Source organism: Glutamicibacter sp. ZJUTW, from assembly GCF_008370855.1.
Lineage (GTDB): Bacteria > Actinomycetota > Actinomycetes > Actinomycetales > Micrococcaceae > Glutamicibacter > Glutamicibacter nicotianae.
Window position 1 is genome coordinate 2,754,298 of the sequence record NZ_CP043624.1, and the last position, 21,517, is coordinate 2,775,814.

The following is a 21,517-nucleotide window of genomic DNA, read 5'->3' on the forward strand; positions in this document are numbered from 1 at the left end:
CCTTGAGCGGTGCCTGATACTGCGAATCCCGAATCACACTTCGATAGAAAAGCCGCGTGGCGAGCCCTCTGGGCATTGGTCATCGGCTTCTTCATGATCCTGCTGGACACCACCATCGTGTCCACCGCGATGCCTGCCATCATGAAGTCGCTGGGTGCCGACATCTCCAGCATCCTGTGGGTCAACAGCGCCTACCTGCTCACCTTCGCCGTGCCGCTGCTGGTCACCGGAAGGCTCGGCGACCGCTTTGGTCCGCGCAACATCTACCTCATCGGCATGGTGGTCTTCTCGCTGGCCTCGCTGTGGTGCGGCCTGTCCGATTCCCTCGGTTCGCTGGTGGCAGCACGCGCCGTCCAGGGCCTGGGCGCGTCGATGATTTCCCCGCAGGCCATGACGCTGATTACCCGGCTCTTCCCGTACCAGCACCGCGGCGCGGCCATGGGATTGTGGGGTGCGGTGGCGGGCATCGCCTCGCTGATCGGACCGATTGCCGGCGGCTTGCTGGTGGACTCCATTGGCTGGGAGTGGATCTTCTTCATCAACCTGCCCATCTCGGTTCTCAGCCTGGCCATGGTCTTCAAGTTCGTTCCCGCGCTTGAAGCCCATGCGCATTCCTTCGACTGGTTCGGAGTCTTCCTCTCGGCGCTGGCCATGTTCTGCTTGGTCTTCGGCATCCAGGAAGGCGACGCCACCAACTGGGAACCATTTATTGGCCCGCTGAATTCGTGGCATCTGATCATCATCGGCATTGTGCTGATGGGTGCCTTCGTCTGGTGGCAGTCGAAGACCAAATCCGAGCCGCTGGTTCCACTGCGCTTGTTCACAGTGCGCAATTTCTCGCTGGCCAATGTCGCGATCACGTTCATGGGCCTGACGATCGCGACCATCGCCCTGCCTATGGTGTTCTTCCTGCAGAACGTGCGCGGTCTGAGTCCGACCGAATCCGCGTTGATGATTTCCCCGATGGCCCTGGTGGCGATCTTCATCGCTCCGCAGCTGGGCAAGAAGGTCAATCAGCTCAGTCCGCGGATCCTGGCTGTGCCCGGGTTCTTCCTGTTTGGCGGTGCCACGGTGGCCTATGCCTTCCTGATGCACGCCGATATCCCGCTGTGGGCCCTGCTGATCCCTTCGGCGGTCCAAGGCGTCGGTTCAGCCATGATCTGGCCGTCCCTGTCGCTGGCGGCCACCAAGGACCTGACCGCGCGTGATGCCGGTGCCGGTTCGGGAATCTACAACACCACCCGGCAAATCGGTTCGGTCCTTGGGTCGGCGCTGATCGCGGTGATGATGGATGCCCGTGTTTCGGCGCAGATCGCGCAGGCGGACTCCAAGGATCCTGCGGTGATCATGGAAGCCATGTCTGTCGGCTTGGGGCAGGCGTTGATGCTGCCAGGCTTCATCGCCGTGGCCGCCGTGCTGGTTGTTGCGTTCCTCAGCGACGGCCAGAAGGCCCGGCGCTAGGCAACGCGTCAAAGGCAAACGCCTGATCCATGACGTGAACGTCGGTGGATCAGGCGCTTGCCTTATGGCCCTTAGACCTTGTCTTCAGGATCTTCTTCGTTGTCGCCGTGCTTGAACTCGTCGACCTTCTCGCCGATTTTCTCCTGGGCATCAGCTGCGAAGCTCTTGATGTTCTCGCTGGCGTCTCCGGCGAATTCCTTCGCGTTTTCGACTGCCTCGCCCAGCTTCTTCTTTGCATCATCTAAGAAACCCATTGGTTCTCCTCTTAGCTTGTGGTTCAAATATGGCCGCTGAAAACCGCAGTCTTCAAGATCAACTTAAGGCCAGCTGAGCGCTTTGCTCAAGCGTTTATTTCGCTTTCTTGATCTTCTTGGCTGCCTTGCGGCCAAAGATCAGGGCCACCGCAATACCTGCCAGCCAGACATCCTTGGCCAGGGCGGTGCCGTCTGCGGTGGGGCGGATGCCATCGGATTCCGTCATGCCCGGGGTGCGCAGGTAGGAAGCCAGCAGCACGCCGGAGAAGGCACCCAGGCCCAAGCCCGCAAGACGCGATGGAATCAGCGGAAGCAGCAGGGCGCTGCCCAGCGAGATCTCGCTGATGGAGACAGCCTTGCCGAAAACTGCTGGTTCCAGCTCGGCCAGCTGCGGCACGCCGTTGGCTGCCATCTGCTGCAGGCCTGCCGCGCTCGCTTCATCGATACGCAACTTGTTGATGCCGCTGTTGAGAATGAACGCGCCACTGACCAAACGTAGCGCGGCGTTTGCAATCGAGATTCCCATGGGCCCTCACTTCTCTTTCTTTTAGTCCAGAAATGGCGATCTTCTATAGAACGCCCTGATGTTCAGCGTAGTCATGGGCGCAGTAGTTCACAATCATTTGGGCGGCGCGCAAAGCTGAACCCAAGAATCTCCCAGCTTGAATCATGCTAAATTCGTGAATCATGATCGCTTCTTCCGCAGTTCCCCCAGCAGCCTTAGATCTGCTCATTACGCAGGGCTTCGATGCCACCAGCGTCGACGAGCTGGCAGCTGCCGCCGGTATTTCCCGTTCCACCTTCTTCCGCCGTTTCGGTTCGAAAGAGAACATGGTCTTTGCCGACCAGGAAATGATCATTGCGCACGTCGAGACCACGCTGGCAGCCTCGTCGGTTGATGCGATCACTACGCTCATCGATGCAGCGCATGTAGTTTTCGACCAGTACACGGTCAATCCCGAAGGAGCCGCGCTGCGCCACAAGCTGCTCTCCTCGGTGCCATCGTTGCGCGAGCGCGAGCTGGTTTCCACCCACCGATACGAACGCGCCTTCTATGGATTCTTGAAGCGCCGCGACTTGGCGAAGACCGCATCGGAGAAGTCGCTGTGCCTAGGCGTCAGCGCCGGTCTGGTGGCCATCCATAATGACCATCTGCGCAGCTGGCTGAAGGATGCGCACAGCACTGACCGCACCAAGCTGGCCAACGACGTACGCCAGTTCCTCAACCGCTTCGCAGATCTGCTCGACCCGGACCAGAAGGCAACCCCTGCCAAGCCCGCGGCCCCCAGCGTGGTGGTCTCGGTGCTGGACGCCGCCGCCGAGGAGAAGGATATTCTCCAAGCGGTCTCCCGCGCACTTAAAGAGCACGGAAAGTAAGCTGTCCCCCACACCTTGAAACCTAGTTTCTTGACATGGCACTGCGTTCCACTAGTCTAGTGAGTGAAACTTTTTCACCCTAGCTATTAGGAGCACCTGAAATGTCCCAGCTGGAGACCGAATTCGAATTTCCCGCAGGCGTTGTTGAACCCGAATACGACCTGTGGTCGGAGGACGTCAACACCGACCCGACCGGAGTCTTTGCCGAAGTCGGCGAAGCGGACAATGCTTGGCGCGCCAAGGCCCGCAAGTTCATCCTCGATGAGGTCAAGCACGACATCCACGAGTACTGGGACAAGGCCGACTACCCGCTGCACCTGATCAAGAAGCTTGGCGACGCAGATCTCCTGCGCGATGGCCTGAATCCCGAGGGCTACGCGGAAATGAGTCCGCTGGCTGCCGGTCTGGTCAACATGGAAATGGCCCGTGGCGATGGCTCCGTCTCCACCATTGTCGGCGTCCAGGGCGGCCTGGCCCTTCGCTCGGTGCTGTACTGCGGCAACGAAGAGCAGATCCAGAAGTACGCCATCCCCATGCTGCGCGGCGAGCTCCCAGGCTCCTTCGCGTTGACCGAGCCCACCCACGGTTCCGACTCGGTGTCGCTGGAAACCCGCGCAACCAAGGTCGAGGGCGGCTACCGACTGAGCGGCGAGAAGAAATGGATCGGCAACGGCTCGATCGGCGGCGTGAGCATCGTCTGGGCTCGTGATGACGAGGGCAAGGTCCGCGGCTTCATCGTCCACCAGGATGCCGAGGGCTACAAGGCCACCACCATCGAGAACAAGCTGTCCCTTCGCGCCATCTGGCAGGCGCATATCCGCATGGACAACGTCTTCGTTCCGGATGAGGATGTGATGCCGGAAGCCAAGAGCTTCAAGGACACCTCCCGTGTCCTCTTCGCCACCCGCCTGGGCGTCGCCTGGTCTGCCGTAGGCCACGCGACCGCATGCTACGAGTCGGCAGTGAACTATGCCAAGCAGCGCGTGCAGTTCGGCCGCCCGCTGGCTGCCAGCCAGATCGTCCAGGAACGGCTGGCGCGCATGCAGTCCGAGCTGGCCACCATCCAGGTTCTGGTGATGCAGGCGGCCAAGCGCGAAACCTCCGGTGAGCTGACCGGGCCGCAGGCTTCGCTGGCCAAGTACACCGCCACCCGCACCGCACGCTCCATCGCGGCGAATGCCCGCGACCTGCTCGGCGGCAACGGCATCCTGACCAGCAACCGCGTGGCCCGCCACTTCGCCGATGTGGAAGCGATCCACACCTATGAAGGCACCGAAACCGTGCAGGCTTTGATCATGGGCCGCGACATCACCGGCTTCTCCACCTTCGCTTAGTACCAGGACGCAGGAAAGCACGCCGGGACCTGGCTCAATCTGAGCCGCGGTCCGGGCGTGCTTTTTCTATTGCTCCCCCAAGCGCTTCTTCGTCTTTGCGGTGGCCACGTGATCCCACGGATTCTCCGGCCAGGGATGCTTCGGGTAGCGCCCGCGCATTTCAGCACGCACCTGGGCATAGGGTCCATTGAAGAAACTCACCAAGTCATCGGTCACCGCCAGCGGCCTGCCACCCGGCGACAGCAGATGGAATTGCACCGGCAGCTTGCCATTGACCAGGCGGGGCGAGTCCTCCAGCCCGAAGCATTCCTGCAGTTTCACCGCGACAACCGCAGGACCAGATTCACCGACCTCGGGGTAGGCCACGGAAATTCTCGATCCCGAAGGAACCTGGAGCCGCTCGGGCACCAGGGAATCGAAATCATGGGCATGCTCCCAGGGCAGCAATGTCCGCAATGCCGAATACAGGTCGACCTTGGCCGCATTCGTGCCGGAAGCAATCTTCCGCAGTACCGGCTGCAGCCAATGATCTGCAGCGTCAACCAGGCTCTGGTCGTCAACCCGGACAAAAGGTTCCCCGAGCAAACCGCGGGCCACTGCCATGCGCCGACGCAAGGCATCGAATTTCTCGTGGGTACCGAAGAAGCGCATGCCCTGCGTGGCAAGGGCGCTGGCCACAGCCTGCATCCCCAGTTCCTCGGTGGCCTTGATCGGATGGGCTGCCAGCTCGATCTCGCCGAAGCTTTCGATCCGGCGGGCGGTGATCCTGCCGTCGGACATTTCTGTCACCTCACGCATCTGGTGCATCTGCGGCAGCAGGTCTATGGCCGTCTCCAAGTCAATGCCGATAGCCCGCCGGATCATGGCCTTGGATCCGGTGCGGGACACCTCGGCGACCGCGAGAAATTCTTCATGCATCAGCGCGCTGCCCCGAGGCAGCGTGGCCCGGGTTCCCGAGGCCAGGAGGTACTCGTCCGGCCCGGTCTTGCGGGCAATCCATTGCGGGTACGCCAACGCGCACACCCCTGCCAATGCCGTGGCTGCCGATCCAGCCTGCCTTCCGGTGCTCGGCCCCGCAGCTCCCACGAGCTTTTCCAGGCGCTGCGCTTCATGCTTCCAGGCGCGGTGCGCCGGATGCGAATTCCGGGCCACCGCGACCAGCAGCTCGTTCAGGTCCGCGCTGGCGATGCGCTCGGAGCTGGCCAGCAAGGCAACAGCATCCGCAGCAGCCCGGGCACCGAAGATCCGGCTTCCCTCCAGCAGCGCGCGGGCGGCACGCGGGTCCGCTGGAATCTTCATCATCTGCTTGCCCAGCGAGGTGATCTGGCCTGCCTCATCCACCGCGTCCAGGCTGCGCAGGACCTGTTCGTCGCTGGCCATGGCGCCAGTCGGCGGAGCCTCCCACATGGCAAGCCCCTCGCCACGCGGGGTCCCCCACGCCGCCAGCGACAAGCCCGCGGCCACCAGATCTCCGGTTCGGATTTCCGGCGTGGAGTGCGCTGGTGCGGCGGCGAAGGATTTCGGATCCAGGGTGCGCACCACCTTGCCCGGCCCAAGGCGTCCTGCACGGCCCGCCCGCTGGGTGGCTGCGGAACGGCTGGCCACCACGGTCATCAACCCGGAGAAGCCGCGCGAGCTGTCTCGGCGCGGCTCGCGGGCGTAGCCGGCATCGATGACCAGGTGCACCCGCGGCACCGTGACCGATGATTCGGCAATGGAGGTGGAGACGATGATCCGCGGGTCGCTGCCGGGTTCCGGTTCGCCCAGGATCCGGTCCTGTTCCTTGGAAGAAATCTGCGAGTGCAAGGCAAAGACCGGCACGCCTGCGGCTGCGATCTGCGAGCAGACGCGTTCGACTTCCCGAACGCCGGGCACGAAGACCAGCGTGTCCACCGGGGTGTCGCTGGCCGCATTGGCTTCCGCCGCATGGCGTACCGCGACGGACGCTACATGGCGCAAGTAGTCGTCGTTCAGCCCGCGTTCGGCATTCCTGATCCCCGCGAAACTGTCGAAGGCTTCTTCTACCTCGAACTGGGCGGTCTGCGCGCTGAGCACCGGTGCTGCCGTATCGCGCACCATCAGCTCCGAAAGCTCGCTGGCATGCAAGGTAGCACTCATCACGATCAGCGAGAAGTCATCGCGCAATTCGCTCACCTGGTTGACCATGGCCAGCAGCAAATCGGTATCAATCGACCGCTCATGGACCTCATCAATGATCACCGCACTGACACCGCCAAGATCCGGATCCGCCAGCAGCCGGCGCAGCATGAGGCCGGCTGTCACGAATTCCACGCGGGTCTGCGCCGACGCCTTGCGTTCCCCTCGCACGGCGAAGCCGACGCGCTGCCCTACCGCCGATCCATCCAGCTGGGCGAGGCGGCGGGCTGCCGCGCGGACGGCGACACGGCGCGGCTGGGTCACGATGACCTTGCCGCCCAACCCGGCCTGATGCAGCGCGTTGGCTACCGTGGGCGGAACGATGGTCGTCTTGCCGGATCCCGGCGGAGCCTGGATCACCAGCGGCTGCGCGGGATTGGCCGCCACGGATGCGAAGAGCTCTTCCCTGCTGGGCCCGAAGGCCAGGCCGGAAGAGATCCGGTTCAGGTCGAAGGGGGCAAAACTCATGCCTGGCGACCTGACCAGAAGGACTTGATGGCGCTCACTACCGGTTCAATCGGGTACAGGGTGCTGCCGTGGGTCCGGCCTGGCAAGGCCACCATGCGCGCATTGGGCAAGGTGCGGACCATGATCTTGTTCTGGTCGAAGCGCGGCTGGTCCCTGGTGCCGATCAGCAGCAGGGTCGGGATCCTGATCTTCGCCAGCTCGGACACCTCGATGTTCTGCAGGGTCTCGGCAGCTTCGTAGTAGGCGGCCAGCGCCAGCGGGTCGTTGGACTTGAAGGCCAGTCGGGTGGCTGGATCCAGACGCCCATTCTTTTCCTGCCCGGTGACGAAACCTTCGATATCGCCGTTGCGGAGGACACCAAGGTAACCAGGAAAGAAGAGCTTCCCGATTTCGCCGGGGGTGATTTCATAGGTGCCGCCGAGCATGATCAGCGAAATCACCTGCTCGGGATGGTGCATGGCCATGTGCAGGCCGGTACGTGCGCCGAAGGAGTAGCCGACGATATGGATGCGTTTGATGCCCAGATGATCCATGACGGCGTGGATGTCGCTGACCACCTTGTCCATGGCGTAATCGGCTACGTCGTGGGATTTGGCTGATTTCCCATGTCCGCGCAGGTCCATGCGGATGGTGCGGTGGTTCTCGCCGAGCGCCTTGGTGTAGCCGAGCCCTCTCCAGATGGAGCGGGACAGGGCGGAGCCGTGGAGGAACAGAATCGGTTCCCCGGCGGCCCCGTCATCGTCAAAGAAGATTTCGGAACCGTCTGCGGGATTATTGATCATCGGCATGCCTCCGATTAAATCCTGTAGCGGCGGTGAAGTCGAAATCAGAGTTCCGTCCCGCCCTCGACAACCGCGTCGAATAGGTGAACACTGAAGACACAGGGTCAGGCCACCCGCTGGGGGTGGCCCACGGAAGTTGGGAGGAAGAGCATGCCTGAACAATCAGCTGCTGGGCAGCCCGATGGCGTTGAAGAGGAAAAGCTGCGACTTGCCGAAGAGGAAAAGAAGCACCATGACGAGCACGATGAAGCGCTCGTCGAAGAGCGGGAAGACGAATCATTCCCCGCTTCGGATCCGCCCTCGAATTACTAGCAACAACTTTTCCTGAGAGACCGCACACGTAGTGTTCAGCTTTTTACAAGAATCAGCTCCTAGTGTGGTTAATACCTTCTCAAGGTGCGAGTGATCTAGATGAACCGATCCGCACAGGCGTTACCTCCTTGGCCTGGCGGGTCGGTTCATCATTTAACGCGATCCGCTAATCCTTTACGCACACAGCGGATTCACCTGGGCTCTATTTGTTTAGTTCAGGCTCTGGCCTATTGTGGAAATTGACTTCACATCGATTTCCGCACGCCAGCCCTTGGCCTGGCAGAAAGGTGCCTCGTGGAATACGAACGCCTCCCGTCCATCCCTGAACTGCACCGCCCCTACACCGCTGCCGCAGACCGCTATGAGCATTTCGGCTACCGCCGCGTGGGCGAATCCGGCCTGCGCTTGCCGCCGCTATCCCTGGGTCTGTGGTGGAACTTCGGGGATAACCGCCCCTTCGACACGCAGCGCGAGATCCTGCGCCATGCCTTCGACCACGGCATCAACCACTTCGACCTGGCCAACAACTACGGCCCTCCGGCAGGCTCAGCCGAAGAGAACTTCGGCCGCATGATGCTCAAGGACTTCAAGCCCTACCGCAACGAGCTGGTCATTTCGTCCAAGGCCGGCTACGACATGTGGCCAGGCCCGCACGGCACCTTCGGATCGCGCAAATACCTGCTGGCCTCCTGCGAGGCTTCGCTGAAGAAGATGAATCTGGACTACGTGGACATCTTCTATTCGCACCGTTTCGATCCGAAGACTCCCCTGCACGAAACCATCGGCGCGTTGGATGCCCTAGTTCGCCAAGGCAAGGCCACCTATGTGGGCATCTCCTCGTACTCGGCAGAACGCACTGCTGAAGCCGCCGCCATCGCCAAGGACCTGGGGACCCCTCTGGTCATCCACCAGCCGTCGTACAACATCCTGAACCCTTGGGTGGAGCACGGCCTGCTGCAGACCTTGGAAAAGGAACGCATGGGCACCATTGCCTTCACCCCGCTGGCCCAAGGCCTGCTCACCGACAAGTACCTGGAAACCACCGATGTGGTGCGCCAGGGCGGACGCCGTTCGCTCGAAGCCCAGCTGACCGATGAGAACCTCGCCAAGATCCGCAACCTGAACGAGGTCGCCAAGAAGCGCGGGCAGTCGCTGGCACAGATGGCCTTGGCTTGGCTGCTGCGCGAAGGTGCGGCAACCTCGGTGCTGATTGGCGCTTCGTCCACCAAGCAGCTGGACGAGAACCTTGGTGCGCTGGAGAACCTCGACTTCTCCGAGGCTGAATTGGCCCAGATTGCCACGATTGCCCAGGGCGATGCAGGAATCGATTGGTGGCGAACTTCCGCTATCAGCTAGCGATCCACTGATCACAGCGTAATTATCTGTGCTCTCAAGCCGTGGTTTCCAAGACATGACTTGGAAACCACGGCTTTTTCGCTCGCTTCTGTCTGCATCTTTTTCGCAATCGAAATTCCTGCTGTTCCTTAGTGGCTGAAACTTGTTTCTGCGGATAAGCTCGGAGTAGACGCAATATGAAGTGAATTACATTCATTTATTGCGTGGAGTCCGCTAACGTTAGGGCCACGCGGCTTACGCTGGCCACTTTTGTGCAAACGACAGGAGCATTGATGAGCGCCCCAACCTACAAGGTCTTGAACCCGGCTACCGGTGAAGTTGTCGAGGAGTTCGACGCAGCAACCGACGAGCAAGTCGAGCAGGCATTGGCTGCAGCGCAGACCGCCTACGAATCATGGCAGGACGTCGACATCAACGAACGCGCCAAGATTGTCTCCAAGGTCGGAGCGCTCTTCGCCGAGCGCGCTGCAGAGCTCGGCAAGATCATGACCACCGAGATGGGCAAGCCGCTTTCCGAGGCCGTGGGCGAAGCAGAATTCTGCCAGGAAATCTTCGAGTACTTCGCCACCGAGGGCCCCACTTTGGCTGCGGACCAGGAGATCAAGTCCTTCTCCGGCGGCAAGGCCGTCGTGCAGAAGCGTCCGGTGGGCCCATTGCTGGGCATCATGCCGTGGAACTTCCCGCTGTACCAGGTAGCCCGCTTCGCGGCGCCTAACCTGATGCTGGGCAACACCATCATCTTGAAGCATGCGGAGTCCTGCCCGCGCTCGGCTCTGGCCATCCAGGAAATCATGGATGAGGCCGGCGTGCCTGCAGGCGTCTACAACAACCTGTTCGCCACCCACGATCAGATCTCGACCATCATCGCTGATCCCCGCATCCAGGGCGTTTCGCTGACCGGTTCGGAACGCGCGGGCGCTATCATCGGCGAGCAGGCAGGCCGGAACCTGAAGAAGGCAGTGCTGGAGCTGGGCGGATCGGATCCATTCGTCGTGCTCGACTCCGACGACGTCGCCGGCATTGCCGAGACTGCGTGGGGCTTCCGCATCGACAACACTGGACAGGCTTGCAACTCGAACAAGCGCATGATCGTCATGGAGGACATCTTCGATGATTTCGTTGCCGAGCTGACCCAGCGTGCGTCGGGCTTGAAGGCCGGCGACCCGATGAAGGAAGAGGAAGGCACGTTCGCCCCGATGTCCTCGCGCAAGGCCGCCGAGGATCTGCACGCACAGGTGCAGGATGCGGTCTCCAAGGGCGCAACCCTGCATGCCGGCGGCGTGCTGCACGACGGCCCTTCCGCGTACTACTCCCCTGCGGTGCTGAGCGGCGTCACCAAGGACATGCGTGCCTACTACGAGGAGCTGTTCGGCCCGGTAGCCGTGGTCTACAAGGTATCCAGCGACGAGGAAGCCACCGAGCTGGCTAACGACACCATCTACGGCTTGGGAGGTTCGGTGCACTCCACCGACGTCGAGCGCGCTTCCAAGGTGGCGCAGAAGCTGCAGTCCGGCATGACCAACGTGAACGTAGCCAGCGCCGAGGGTGCAGAAATGCCATTCGGCGGCGTGAAGCGTTCAGGCTTCGGCCGCGAACTTGGCCCGCTGGGCATGGACGAGTTCGTGAACAAGCGCCTGTTCTACGTAGGCGAATAGTCCGCCAAACGCAGCGAGGGGCTGTTTCCTGATTATTCAGGAGACAGCCCCTCGGTTTTATCGGGTACTAGACGCTGACTTTTTCGTGCAGCTCTTCATTCCGTTTATCGCCCACAACCGTCTTCATTTCTGGAGCGGCCACATCGGCAGGCGCATCCTTGGCTGCCTTCTTGAACCAATTCGCTAAGCGGCTCCAGGTGACGTCACGGATGAAGATGGCATCTACGCCAACCATTGCCAAAGAGAACCACGGAAGGCCCATCAAGATGGCAATACCAATATGGAAGGAAACCATCGCGAACAGCACAGGTATTCGTGTCCACCGGAATAGCAGTGCCCCTGGGAAGCTGACTTGCAGAATGATGGATCCAATACTCGCGATGGCCACAGACCATCCCATAGTGGTTATCAGTTCGCTGATTTCGGGCCACGGTCCAAAGCGCATAGTGTGCAGCGGACCATAGACAGCCGTTCCTTCCTGCCACGGTTCACCGGTGGACTTGAACAAGGCACCCGAAACATAAATCATGAATACCTGGCAGGCCAAGGCGATAATGGCCAGGTTATGCCAAAGAGCGGTCAACGGGGCAGGCAATACATGGGCACCATTCCACAGCTTTTGGAACACGTTGCCGCTGAAGTCGGCATTTCGTGCACGACGGCGTGCATCAAGCGACCATCGAGCCGAGTGATCAGTGAACATCATCAGGAACATGGCAATGCGCATCGCGTTGTCCCCCTGGTCGCTGCCAAAGAACGGGGTTTCAATGAACCCGATCCATAGCCACAAGAATATTGGAAGCAAGATACGTGCGCGGTAGCCAATTATGAGCGTTACGGCCAATACCATCATCATTAGGAAGAAGATGGTCACCGAGGTATCGTTCTTCGCGATCGAGAAGAAGAAGTCAAAAAAGCCGCTTTTGCCGAATGAGCTGATTGGTTCTTCAAGTTGCCCGGACCAAGCGGCACCGCTTCCATAGGTGTAGAGACGGGTGTTGAAATTAGTCAGCAGCAAGCCTAATGCAGCCGACCCGAACAGGATACGAGCCACAGCGATGCCGTAGAGAGCGCGTTTCTGGTCATACAGCCAGCCCTCTACGGTAGCAACTACGTTCTTGCAAACATTGAGGAAGTACGGTGGACCCTCACGCCAGAATGCGGACCATATGCGAGCAATCGCGGTCAAAACCTTCGAAGCTATATTCATTTACCTGCATTCACCCCTTCCAACGAGTTGAAGACCTTGGCGAAGTTTTCTTGGCTTTGACCATCCATTACCGTCATTCCACGCCAACCTGATTCGATGGTGACAGGCTTTGGCCGTTTCGCATTTTCATCATTCCTCTGCGAAAAAGGAATGACTCCTTGGCGACCCGCCCTGAACTGGATTCTAGTAATCTCTTCATCGCCCCAGACCGCCTTTGCAACTTGAGTGGCGTAGGCACTTGCCTGCTTTTCTGCGACCAGGAAATCAGCCGTTCTATTTTTCGAATTGCTCGAGTTCTTCGTAATTTGGCTATTGAGGCGGTTAGTCATGCGTTGAGTCCAGTCATCACCTTTGAAGTAACTGAGCTCGACTGATTCTTGCTGATTGTCGTTTAGTTTTCGCCATGAATTCTGGTAAACGCTTGAGAGCCGGTCTCCCGCTAGCGCGGCCCTCGGCGGGAAGAGATTGTGATGGATCATGTCCATTTCGCGCTTCACAGGATCAATCCATGCCGTGGTGCGTTCTTCGCCTGCATCATCCACGATGCTGGCACGAACTTCGAAGGAATAGTCGCCATCGACCGGTTTGGGAGCAAATACCGACCAGCTTTGTCCAAACATGGGCATCATGTAGTTGCGCAACGCATTGTCTGGAACTATTTTGCGAATCTCATTTGCGGGAGCCACCCAGAGGAACGTCGCAAAAATATGCCAAGCAGTGAGCAAGACACAGACGAATCCAACTAGCCGAAGCCATAACGGATATTTCCTACTCTTGGCGGCGCCAGAAGATACCGTCATTTCCCATTCCTGTCCGTTCGGGAATCCGATTTTCGCTCGTAGAATGGATCGTCATTCTACGAGTAGCCAATCTTCAATTTCATTTCCTATTTGGGGTTTTGCACCCAACATATTAAGCACAGAATAGACGATAAGCCGGGCTGACCCTCGGGTCAGCCCGGCTTGCCGTATTTATTACAAGGTCAAGCTACTAGGCACGCTTGCGACGAGCAATCATGATGCCCGCACCAGCCAGCGCCAGCAGTACTGCTGCACCGCCTGCCAGGAGAACACCCGATGCGCCGGTATCAGCCAGCTTGTCATCGTTCTTGCCATCGTTCTGACCGTTGGAGCTGGAGTCTTCGTCAGATCCATTCGATGCAGAATCGCCTGCGGATGCTGCGTCAGCTTCAGCGTTAGCGGTCGCGTCAGCGTCAGCAGTAGCGTCAGCAGTCGCGTCAGCTTCAGCGTCAGCAGTTGCATCGGCAGTAGCGTCAGCTTCAGCGTCAGCAGTAGCGTCAGCTTCAGCGTCAGCAGTTGCATCGGCAGTAGCGTCAGCAGTAGCGTCAGCGTCAGCAGTTGCATCGGCAGTCGCGTCAGCAGTCGCATCGGCAGTAGCGTCAGCAGTCGCGTCAGCGGTCGAATCGGCAGTCGCATCGGCAGTCGCGTCAGCAGTCGCGTCAGCGGTCGAATCAGCAGTTGCATCGGCAGTCGCGTCAGCAGTTGCATCGGCAGTCGCGTCAGCAGTTGCATCGGCAGTCGCATCGGCAGTCGCGTCAGCAGTTGCATCGGCAGTCGCATCAGCGGTCGAATCAGCAGTTGCATCGGCAGTCGCATCAGCGGTCGAATCAGCAGTTGCATCGGCAGTCGCATCAGCGGTCGAATCAGCAGTTGCATCGGCAGTCGCATCAGCGGTCGAATCAGCAGTCGCGTCAGCGGTCGAATCAGCAGTCGAATCAGCAGTCGCGTCAGCGGTCGAATCAGCAGTCGCATCGGCAGTCGCGTCAGCGGTCGAATCAGCAGTCGCATCGGCAGTCGAATCAGCAGTCGCGTCAGCAGTCGCATCGGCAGTCGCGTCAGCAGTCGCGTCAGCAGTCGCATCGGCAGTCGCGTCAGCAGTCGCATCGGCAGTCGCGTCAGCAGTCGCGTCAGCAGTCGCATCGGCAGTCGCGTCAGCAGTCGCATCGGCAGTCGAATCGGCAGTCGCGTCAGCAGTCGCATCGGCAGTCGCGTCAGCAGTCGCATCGGCAGTCGCGTCAGCAGTCGCATCGGCAGTCGCGTCAGCAGTCGCATCGGCAGTCGCGTCAGCAGTCGAATCGGCAGTCGCGTCAGCAGTCGCATCGGCAGTAGCGTCAGCAGTCGAATCGGCAGTAGCGTCAGCAGTCGCATCGGCAGCTGCCTCTTCAACAACTACGAAGTTCACTACATCGGTGGAACCGTTCTCGTCCGTTGCAGTAGCGGTGTGGTCACCAGCTGGCACGTCAGGGAACGTAACAGTCCAGGTACCGTCTTCGCCAACAGTGGTCACCTGATCATCCTGTCCCGGGATCGAGACAGTTACTTCGGTACCAGGCTCACCGGTACCAGTCACGTCAACGGGGCCAACAGGAAGTTCTTCGCCTTCGGTCGGAGTCAGGATATCGACAACGGCCACTGCCGGAGCTTCGGCTGCTGCACGTACTGCCGAGGTACCCAGATCAACGCCAACTGCAACCGCCGCGTCATCAGGCAAAACGTCAATAGCCAAAGCCGTAACGTAGTTCAGTTCTCCCTCAGGCGCTGGGTCAACCAAAGTTGTTCCTGCAGGGGAGGCAACCCCAGCAGTAGCTGGAACAGTGACTTCCGTGCTTGCCAAAGTACCTTGTTCGTTAATGGTGATCTCGGCTACTCCGAGGAGAAGTGGCTCAATAGCGCCATCGATCAACGGAGCAACTACCCCGTCAACTAGTCCGTCAATGCTCGTGCCCAAGCCAGTCACTGTGTCATTAGCCGCAGCCAGCACTGGAGCAATCGCACCCGTGGTTAGCTCAAGTAGCGTATTGACTACTGGACCAACTGGGATAGCGCTCAATACCCCGGTAAGGGCAATGTCATTGGCGAACGTGAAATCGCCACTCAGAAGTTCGCCGAGAGTACCGCTCATGTCGAGACCGCCGTCGACCAGATCGAGTTCACCAACTTGAGCGTTTGCGTCCGCCGACAGAGTCACGGTTACGTCGTTCAAGATGCCCGTCACTGCCGCAGAAACTTTTACAGTCACATCATTCAGCAAACCAGTGAGCGATGCGGAGATTTTCTGAGCAATTACGTCGTCAAGAAGAGGAGTATTTGGTCCCTGCTCGTTGAGATCACCTTCGACCACTTGAGCCAGGTCAACGCTGATGGTTCCGTTACCGAGGTTTACAGAGACTAGGCCGTCCTCTGACACCAGTTCATTTGAAATCAGGGTATTCAATTTCTCAACTGCGGCTGGCAAACCTTCAGCAGTAACCTGCACATTCGAAAGTCCAAGCTGAGCCAGAGTAGTACCGAGAAGTGGATCTTCAAGAGTCACATTAACAGTGCTCAGGGCTTCGGAGAGCTGGCCCAGAAGACCTGCATCTGAGGTAATTGACTCCAGCAGAGTTGCTACATCCGAAGTTGCGGCTGTCAAATCTCCGCCAAGCTCAGAGACTAGCGGGCTTTCGAGTTCAACTGTTGCGCCAGCAAGCTGGTAAACGAGTTCAGTCTGGCCACCCTCTTTACGCTCGGCACTCGAAGCAAGTGCACCCAGCTGCAATTCAGCGGTGCTCAGCACGCCTTCGGTTGCGTCGGTCAGGCCGAGTTGACCGAACAACTTGGTCAAGTCAATGGTAGCCATGTCGCCTGGAGCCGTATCGACCGCAAGTGCACCGTCCGCACCCAGCACGCCAGCCGAAGCCTTGGCATGGGTTGGGGTGTCAGCGATCGCGTAGGAGGACAGTGCGCCGGCCTGGCCTAGGTCAAGGAGTCCGGTTCCGTCTTCGCTGATTACCGGAAGGTTGATGGTGCCCAAATCTACGTTCAGAAGACCGTTAAGCGCCGCAACGTTCAATGGGTTTGCCTGGGCTTCAGGCGAGCTCGGGTTGGCCGAGAATGAGTAGCCGGCGTCAGCTACTTCTAGCCCGAGTCCGTCGACATTGATGACCTGGCCGAATGCTTCTGAATGATCCTCAGGAGCTGCATATGCTGCGGTTACGGTCGGAGCCACGAACAGGCTCGCGATGACTGCGCCAGCGAGCACCGGACGGGCCGCCTTGAGCTTCCCGCCCTTAGCTGGTGGCAAATTATCTGCTTGCACCACTATCCTCCAAAAGTTGGTTGTGATCTAGGGAACTCCAAAGAGCTCCATATTTGACCCTATGTTGGATGAACTTCGGCTCACAGGTTTCTTTCAGCCATTTCTTTGCATACTCAGGTCAAACTTCTTAGCCAGACGGCCAAAATCAATGACCAGCAGGTAATACTGACTAGTAATTTAAGTTCATGCCATTAGAGTAAATAATCTACTTTCGGATTCTGACCTGAAAATTTACCTGAACAGGAAAGTAACAATGTGACAATAGCCTTGTAATGCTACCTGTCAAGCTAACGAATTAGGCCAGTTGACCATAGACTGTGAAACACCTGCTAGCTCGCCGCACACGTGGATGTGTTGAAAAGGCTTGGCAAGGATAACTGTGGGTTTTAAGCACTGAGGATTCTTGTATGTCGCATATCCGTATTCATCTGGCCGATAGTGACCATTTTTCTCGGGCCGGGGTTGCTGGCGTCCTAGCCGAGGCCAAAGACATGGAGATCGAACATGTTTCGGATTGCATGTCAGCGGCTGTTGAAGCGGCGAGCGAGTTGAAGCCAGATGTTGTCATTATGGAATCATCGCTGAACGGGACTGACCTGCTCAGCTCGATCCGGGAAATCGCCGAACAGACACCAACTACCAAGATTGTCGTGCTCGCTACCCGATACCGTCGCGACGAGATCACACAGGCCTACGATGCAGGCAGTTCGGCGCTGCTTTCGAAAAGTTCCATCAGTTCGGAATTGCCCAGTGCCTTGCGGATGCTAATCGCCGGGTACCAGCTGTTTGCCCAACCCGAAGATGGCTGGGAGCCGACAACGAGTATTGTCCGCCGAGCAACGCAGCAAACTGCCGTACGCAAACTCAGTGAACGTGATCGCAGCCTTACACGCTTGGTCGCGGCTGGCCTTACGAATTCGCAGATCGCACGCATCGCGCACATCTCCGAAGGATCCGTTAAACTCCACTTGGCACGCATCATGGAGGAACTGGACGTGACCAATAGGGTGCAGCTTGCGGTCATTGCTACGGAATGCGGTCTAGTTACTTCAGCAGATCTGCAAATCGTCTAGCGAAAGGGCACGGCCGTTAGTACACCGTGCGTAGTTGGCTGGCGGGGATCCACATTTCTTCGCCGTCACGGTCGATCCGCCGCCACGCGCCCTGTCGGGCCACAATGACAACCGCAGTATCTGCAGGCAGGATTCGCGCCAACGAATAGTGATCGCCAGGACCGCGACGCGCGTTCAAGCCAATGGTGGTCAGCGCACGCTGGTTGGGAACGGCAATCAATCCGCCTTTGGCTGGACGCGATGGAATCTCCTGCAAGTACATGCTTGGAACCCAGCCGAGCAATTTGCCGCACTGCACTTGGGACCATAGTCCCTGCTGGAGCATCGACCGGACCTTGGAACCCTGGTCAATGACCTTGAGTACCGGATAACCTGTGCCGCTGCCCTTGCGCAGATTCAAAGTAGCTGTCGTCACATGGGTGGCTTCGATCAATGAATAACGTGAAAGAACCGGCTCGGCCAGTTCGTCGTCGTCTTCTGCAACTGCCGGCTCGTCGAATACCGCTGGAATCGGTTCAAGATAGATATTCGGCAACCAACCATACGTATGGTGCACGAGAACGTGCGCCCACGAGCCCTTGACCTCGATCAGCACCAGCTCGGTGCCTTGCTCCAGATGGCTTTGCACTACATAGTGGCGGCCGGCGCCCTTGCGCAGCTTGAGCGAGGCAGTCGTCCGGTGGGTATTGGCAACGGACGACGTCCGCGCCGACTGATGTGGAAAGCCCACCTGGTTCACGACCACCTCAACTGAAAAACTTAGGGAAGCAACCACCGGTTGCTTCCCTAAGTTTATTCCATATTTAGAAGATGCGTGCTTCGCAACCTCTTAGGATGCGGAAGAGCGCGAGCCGAGCTCTGCGTCCAGTCGCAGCAGGCCGCTTCCGTCGTTGCCGATCATCTTGACGCGGTCCAGGATTTCACTAACGGTGGCTTCCTCTTCCACCTGCTCGTCGATGAACCAGTGCAGCAACGGCATGGAGTCGATGTCTCCCTCGGTCTGTGCCAAGCGGTACAGCTCGCGGATTGCTTCGGAGACCTTCTGCTCGTGCGCCAACGAGGCAGCGAACGCGTCGGCAACGCTGTTCACGTTCACGGTCGGTGCAGGCTGCTCGCCAATCTTCGGGTGTGCCGAACGGTCGGTCATGTGGGTCATGAACTTTTCCGCGTGCACGATTTCCTCGCCAGCCTGGGCGCGGAACCAACCAGCAATGCCTGGGAGGCTCAAAACGTCCATTTCAACTGCCAGCTGACGGTAAACCGTGGCTGCGGTTAGTTCGAGAGTTACCTGGGTGCTGAAGGCTTCTGCCAGTTTTCCTGTAAGTTCCATGCCTACAGAATAACCCTGCACAAGGGCCTTGTCACCGAAGTTTGGACTCACTTAGTCCAACCTGAATTAGGGAATCATCCCAAGTTGGGATCAAGTTAACATAGCCGATACTAACCTAGGTTAGGTCAACCGAACCGCTCGCAATCTACTTGCCCAACCCTGCCCGACGCAGTGCCTCAGCCATCGCGGTGTTGCCCGGTGCAGCAGGTTTTCCCTGGGCGGACCGGGCATTGCGATTCTGCCCATTCCGATTCTGGCTTGGTCGTGCCGAACCGCCAGCCCTCGGCCCCTTCCGCTCGCGCGGCCCGGAATTCTTGCCCACTTCTCCGGCAACGGGCAGTTCATCGTCCAGGCGCAGGGTCAGCGAGATGCGCTTGCGCACAACGTCTACGTCCAGCACCTTGACCTTGACAATCTGGCCGGAGCTGACCACCTCGCGAGGATCCGAAATGAACTTGTTGCTCATGGCCGACACGTGAATCAGGCCGTCCTGATGGACACCGAGATCCACGAATGCACCGAAAGCCGCGACGTTGGAGACTGTGCCTTCCATGATCATCCCCGGCTTCACATCCTTGATGGTCTCCACGCCTTCCTTCAGCGTAGCCGTCACGAACTCACCGCGCGGGTCACGGGCAGGCCGCCGCAGCTCGGCGATCACGTCGCGAATGGTTGGCTCGCCAAACTGCTCAGTGGCGAAGTCCTGCGGGTTCAGCTCCTCAAGCCGGCGGCCCTGGGCCTCGGCGCTGGCCTGCAGGGTCTTGGCCAACGCGTAGGCTTCAGGATGCACCGAGGACGCGTCGAGCTTCTCCTTGCCTCCGGTGATGCGCAGGAATCCCGCGCACTGCTCGAAAGCCTTGGCTCCCAGACGCGGTACCTTCAGCAAATCCTTGCGGGTGGCGAACGGTCCGTTGGCGTTGCGGTGATCCACGATGTTGCGGCTGAGCAGCGGTCCCACGCCGGCCACACGGGCCAGCAGCGACGGAGATGCGGTATTCACATCGACGCCCACGGCATTCACGCAGTCCTCGACCACCGCATCCAGCGCGCGGTCCAGCTTCGAGGCAGTGACATCATGCTGGTATTGCCCCACGCCGATGGACTTCGGATCGATCTTCACCAGCTCGGCCAGCGGGTCCTGCAAGCGGCGGGCAATCGATACCGCGCCACGCAGCGACACATCCATATCCGGCAGTTCCTGGCTGGCCAGTTCCGAGGCCGAGTACACCGAAGCGCCAGCTTCCGAAACGATGACCTTGCTGATGCCCTCGCCGCCCAGCGCCTTGATGACTTCAGCCGCCAGTCGGTCCGTTTCACGCCCGGCCGTGCCATTGCCCACCGCAATCAGCGTCGTGCCGTGCTTCTTTGCCAGATTAGCCAGCACTGCGATGGATTCATTCCACTTATTGGCTGGTGCGTGCGGATAGATCGTCGCGGTTTCCACCGACTTGCCGGTCAGGTCCACCACGGCAACCTTCACACCGGTGCGCAGGCCTGGGTCCAAGCCCAGCACGGCCTTGTTGCCAGCCGGCGCAGCCAGCAAGACGTCGCGCAGGTTCGCCGCGAAGATCTTCACCGATTCATCTTCGGCGGCTTCGAACAATCGCGAACGCAGGTCGGATTCGAAACGGGTCAGCAGGCGGGCCTTCCACGCCAACCGCACGGTCTGCGCAATCCATTTGGCAGCAGGCGCATCGGAAGGCACATTCAGCCCCAGCGAAGCGGCAATGGCATTCTCGAACCCGCTGCGGGCTTCGGCCAAGGCCTGTTCATCCCGTGGGTCAGCTTCGGCAAGCTGCAGATTCAGCACCCCTTCACGTTCGCCGCGCAACAGGGCAAGAACCCGGTGCGAGGGCAGGCGATCAAGATCTGCCACGTAGTCCAGGTAATCGGAGTACTTTCCCTGTCCTTCCGCGGTCGCGCCGGCGGCGACGCTGGCACCGATTTTTCCGGTCTTCCACAGGCGTTCGCGCAATTCCCCAGCGAGAACAACGTCTTGGGATACCCGCTCGGTCACGATGGAACGCGCGCCAGACAGCACATCGGCATCGGTGGCAAAACCTGCCTCCGTGTTCAGGTAGCCGGCAGCTGCCTGCACCGGATCCGTCGATGGATCAGAGAGCAGCAGATCAGCCAGGGGTTCCAATCCGGCTTCGCGGGCAATCTGGGCTTTGGTGCGGCGCTTTGACTTGAATGGCAGGTAAAGGTCTTCGAGCTCCGCCTTGGTGCTGGCCGCACGAATGGCCTGGGCCAGCTGGTCTGTCAGCTTTCCGGATTCGGCAATGGCTTCAAGGACAGCCGCTCGGCGGTCCTCCAGCTCGCGCAGGTACCGCAGACGTTCTTCGAGCAAACGCAGCTGGCTATCGCTGAGCATGCCTGTGACTTCCTTGCGGTAGCGGGCAATAAAGGGAACCGTTGATCCGGAGTCCAAGAGCTCGATCGCTGCCTTGATCTGCCATGGTGCCACAGCGGATTCGCTGGAAAGTTCCCTGGCCAGTTGGGCAATGATGTGCTGCCCGGTCGCGCTGTCTTTTGCGGTGTTCTTCTGCTCGCTAGTCACCGATCCATTGTGCATCATGCGGTCCGATCTTCTGATGATCGACTCGGTTGGCATTCAGCAGAAACTCAATCTCCGTAGCTATGATTTGTT

General features: G+C 59.4%; 17 protein-coding genes. 7 read left to right on the forward strand and 10 right to left on the reverse strand.

Features of this window, described 5'->3' with window-relative positions:
• Positions 1 to 9 precede the first annotated feature (9 nt).
• Positions 10 to 1,461, forward strand: coding sequence for a DHA2 family efflux MFS transporter permease subunit (locus tag F0M17_RS12980; RefSeq protein ID WP_149597241.1), 1,452 nt, complete (start codon positions 10 to 12; stop codon positions 1,459 to 1,461).
• 71 nt (positions 1,462 to 1,532) lie between these two features.
• Here F0M17_RS12980 and F0M17_RS12985 read toward each other — a convergent pair whose 3' ends face one another.
• Positions 1,533 to 1,715 (reverse strand): hypothetical protein, encoded by a 183-nt coding sequence (locus F0M17_RS12985; RefSeq protein ID WP_066141310.1) that lies wholly within the window; start codon positions 1,713 to 1,715, stop codon positions 1,533 to 1,535.
• Between the two features lie 94 nt (positions 1,716 to 1,809).
• A complete protein-coding gene (locus F0M17_RS12990; protein WP_100339263.1) occupies positions 1,810 to 2,241 on the reverse strand; it encodes a DoxX family membrane protein in 432 nt (143 codons plus the stop codon).
• A 161-nt stretch (positions 2,242 to 2,402) separates the two neighbouring features.
• Between F0M17_RS12990 and F0M17_RS12995 the strand changes: the two genes are divergently transcribed.
• Positions 2,403 to 3,092 carry a TetR/AcrR family transcriptional regulator gene (locus tag F0M17_RS12995; RefSeq protein ID WP_073707925.1) on the forward strand — a complete coding sequence of 230 codons (690 nt, stop codon included), beginning with the start codon at positions 2,403 to 2,405 and terminating at the stop codon, positions 3,090 to 3,092.
• A 101-nt stretch (positions 3,093 to 3,193) separates the two neighbouring features.
• The gene (locus F0M17_RS13000; protein ID WP_149597242.1) at positions 3,194 to 4,426 is read left to right on the forward strand and encodes an acyl-CoA dehydrogenase family protein; all 1,233 of its coding nucleotides are present in this window, start codon (positions 3,194 to 3,196) and stop codon (positions 4,424 to 4,426) included.
• A 66-nt stretch (positions 4,427 to 4,492) separates the two neighbouring features.
• Here the strand turns inward: F0M17_RS13000 and hrpB are convergent, their stop codons facing one another.
• Together hrpB and F0M17_RS13010 are read right to left on the reverse strand one after the other, a co-directional pair.
• Positions 4,493 to 7,051 (reverse strand): ATP-dependent helicase HrpB, encoded by a 2,559-nt coding sequence (gene hrpB / locus F0M17_RS13005; RefSeq protein ID WP_149597243.1) that lies wholly within the window; start codon positions 7,049 to 7,051, stop codon positions 4,493 to 4,495.
• Positions 7,048 to 7,833, reverse strand: a complete 786-nt coding sequence (locus tag F0M17_RS13010) for an alpha/beta fold hydrolase (RefSeq protein WP_149597244.1) — start codon at positions 7,831 to 7,833, stop codon at positions 7,048 to 7,050. The genes hrpB and F0M17_RS13010 overlap by 4 nt, the downstream gene beginning before the upstream one ends.
• 150 nt (positions 7,834 to 7,983) lie before the next feature.
• Between F0M17_RS13010 and F0M17_RS17485 the strand changes: the two genes are divergently transcribed.
• The 3 genes from F0M17_RS17485 to F0M17_RS13020 all read left to right on the forward strand — a co-directional run bounded on the left by F0M17_RS17485 (position 7,984) and on the right by F0M17_RS13020 (position 11,156).
• The gene (locus F0M17_RS17485) at positions 7,984 to 8,145 is read left to right on the forward strand and encodes a hypothetical protein (RefSeq protein WP_168202021.1); all 162 of its coding nucleotides are present in this window, start codon (positions 7,984 to 7,986) and stop codon (positions 8,143 to 8,145) included.
• 294 nt (positions 8,146 to 8,439) lie between these two features.
• Positions 8,440 to 9,501 carry an L-glyceraldehyde 3-phosphate reductase gene (mgrA, locus tag F0M17_RS13015; RefSeq protein WP_305794198.1) on the forward strand — a complete coding sequence of 354 codons (1,062 nt, stop codon included), beginning with the start codon at positions 8,440 to 8,442 and terminating at the stop codon, positions 9,499 to 9,501.
• Positions 9,502 to 9,773: 272 nt separating this feature from the next.
• Entirely contained in the window at positions 9,774 to 11,156 is a 1,383-nt protein-coding gene (locus F0M17_RS13020; RefSeq protein WP_149597245.1) for an NAD-dependent succinate-semialdehyde dehydrogenase, read from the forward strand.
• A 67-nt stretch (positions 11,157 to 11,223) separates the two neighbouring features.
• On the opposite strand, the gene F0M17_RS13025 is transcribed toward F0M17_RS13020, so the two are convergent.
• From F0M17_RS13025 to F0M17_RS13035, 3 genes are all read right to left on the reverse strand, one after another.
• A complete protein-coding gene (locus F0M17_RS13025; RefSeq protein ID WP_149597246.1) occupies positions 11,224 to 12,366 on the reverse strand; it encodes an HTTM domain-containing protein in 1,143 nt (380 codons plus the stop codon).
• Positions 12,363 to 13,166, reverse strand: coding sequence for a DUF5819 family protein (locus tag F0M17_RS13030; protein WP_149597247.1), 804 nt, complete (start codon positions 13,164 to 13,166; stop codon positions 12,363 to 12,365). Before F0M17_RS13030 ends, F0M17_RS13025 begins: the two co-directional genes overlap by 4 nt.
• A 190-nt stretch (positions 13,167 to 13,356) precedes the next feature.
• Positions 13,357 to 16,464 (reverse strand): choice-of-anchor G family protein, encoded by a 3,108-nt coding sequence (locus tag F0M17_RS13035; protein ID WP_149597248.1) that lies wholly within the window; start codon positions 16,462 to 16,464, stop codon positions 13,357 to 13,359.
• Between the two features lie 407 nt (positions 16,465 to 16,871).
• Between F0M17_RS13035 and F0M17_RS13040 the strand changes: the two genes are divergently transcribed.
• Positions 16,872 to 17,537: a LuxR C-terminal-related transcriptional regulator gene (locus tag F0M17_RS13040; protein ID WP_149597249.1), complete on the forward strand. Its 666-nt coding sequence runs from the start codon at positions 16,872 to 16,874 to the stop codon at positions 17,535 to 17,537.
• A gap of 16 nt (positions 17,538 to 17,553) precedes the next feature.
• Here F0M17_RS13040 and F0M17_RS13045 read toward each other — a convergent pair whose 3' ends face one another.
• From F0M17_RS13045 to F0M17_RS13055, 3 genes are all read right to left on the reverse strand, one after another.
• On the reverse strand, positions 17,554 to 18,267 hold the full coding sequence (locus tag F0M17_RS13045) for an SH3 domain-containing protein (protein ID WP_143181157.1): 714 nt from the start codon (positions 18,265 to 18,267) through the stop codon (positions 17,554 to 17,556).
• Between the two features lie 99 nt (positions 18,268 to 18,366).
• The gene (locus tag F0M17_RS13050; RefSeq protein ID WP_038991642.1) at positions 18,367 to 18,867 is read right to left on the reverse strand and encodes a ferritin; all 501 of its coding nucleotides are present in this window, start codon (positions 18,865 to 18,867) and stop codon (positions 18,367 to 18,369) included.
• Positions 18,868 to 19,012: 145 nt separating this feature from the next.
• Positions 19,013 to 21,445 carry a Tex family protein gene (locus tag F0M17_RS13055; protein ID WP_371737249.1) on the reverse strand — a complete coding sequence of 811 codons (2,433 nt, stop codon included), beginning with the start codon at positions 21,443 to 21,445 and terminating at the stop codon, positions 19,013 to 19,015.
• Positions 21,446 to 21,517 lie beyond the last annotated feature (72 nt).

Coding starts and splice junctions, on each gene's coding strand:
- F0M17_RS12985 (WP_066141310.1), bottom strand. CDS start 1,715: ATGGGTTTCTTAGATGATGCAAAGAAGAAGCTGGGCGAGGCAGTCGAA.
- F0M17_RS17485 (WP_168202021.1), top strand. CDS start 7,984: ATGCCTGAACAATCAGCTGCTGGGCAGCCCGATGGCGTTGAAGAGGAA.
- F0M17_RS13030 (WP_149597247.1), bottom strand. CDS start 13,166: ATGACGGTATCTTCTGGCGCCGCCAAGAGTAGGAAATATCCGTTATGG.
- F0M17_RS12995 (WP_073707925.1), top strand. CDS start 2,403: ATGATCGCTTCTTCCGCAGTTCCCCCAGCAGCCTTAGATCTGCTCATT.
- hrpB (WP_149597243.1), bottom strand. CDS start 7,051: ATGAGTTTTGCCCCCTTCGACCTGAACCGGATCTCTTCCGGCCTGGCC.
- F0M17_RS13050 (WP_038991642.1), bottom strand. CDS start 18,867: ATGGAACTTACAGGAAAACTGGCAGAAGCCTTCAGCACCCAGGTAACT.
- F0M17_RS13020 (WP_149597245.1), top strand. CDS start 9,774: ATGAGCGCCCCAACCTACAAGGTCTTGAACCCGGCTACCGGTGAAGTT.
- F0M17_RS13055 (WP_371737249.1), bottom strand. CDS start 21,445: ATGATGCACAATGGATCGGTGACTAGCGAGCAGAAGAACACCGCAAAA.
- F0M17_RS13025 (WP_149597246.1), bottom strand. CDS start 12,366: ATGAATATAGCTTCGAAGGTTTTGACCGCGATTGCTCGCATATGGTCC.
- F0M17_RS12990 (WP_100339263.1), bottom strand. CDS start 2,241: ATGGGAATCTCGATTGCAAACGCCGCGCTACGTTTGGTCAGTGGCGCG.
- F0M17_RS13000 (WP_149597242.1), top strand. CDS start 3,194: ATGTCCCAGCTGGAGACCGAATTCGAATTTCCCGCAGGCGTTGTTGAA.
- F0M17_RS13040 (WP_149597249.1), top strand. CDS start 16,872: ATGTCGCATATCCGTATTCATCTGGCCGATAGTGACCATTTTTCTCGG.
- F0M17_RS13010 (WP_149597244.1), bottom strand. CDS start 7,833: ATGATCAATAATCCCGCAGACGGTTCCGAAATCTTCTTTGACGATGAC.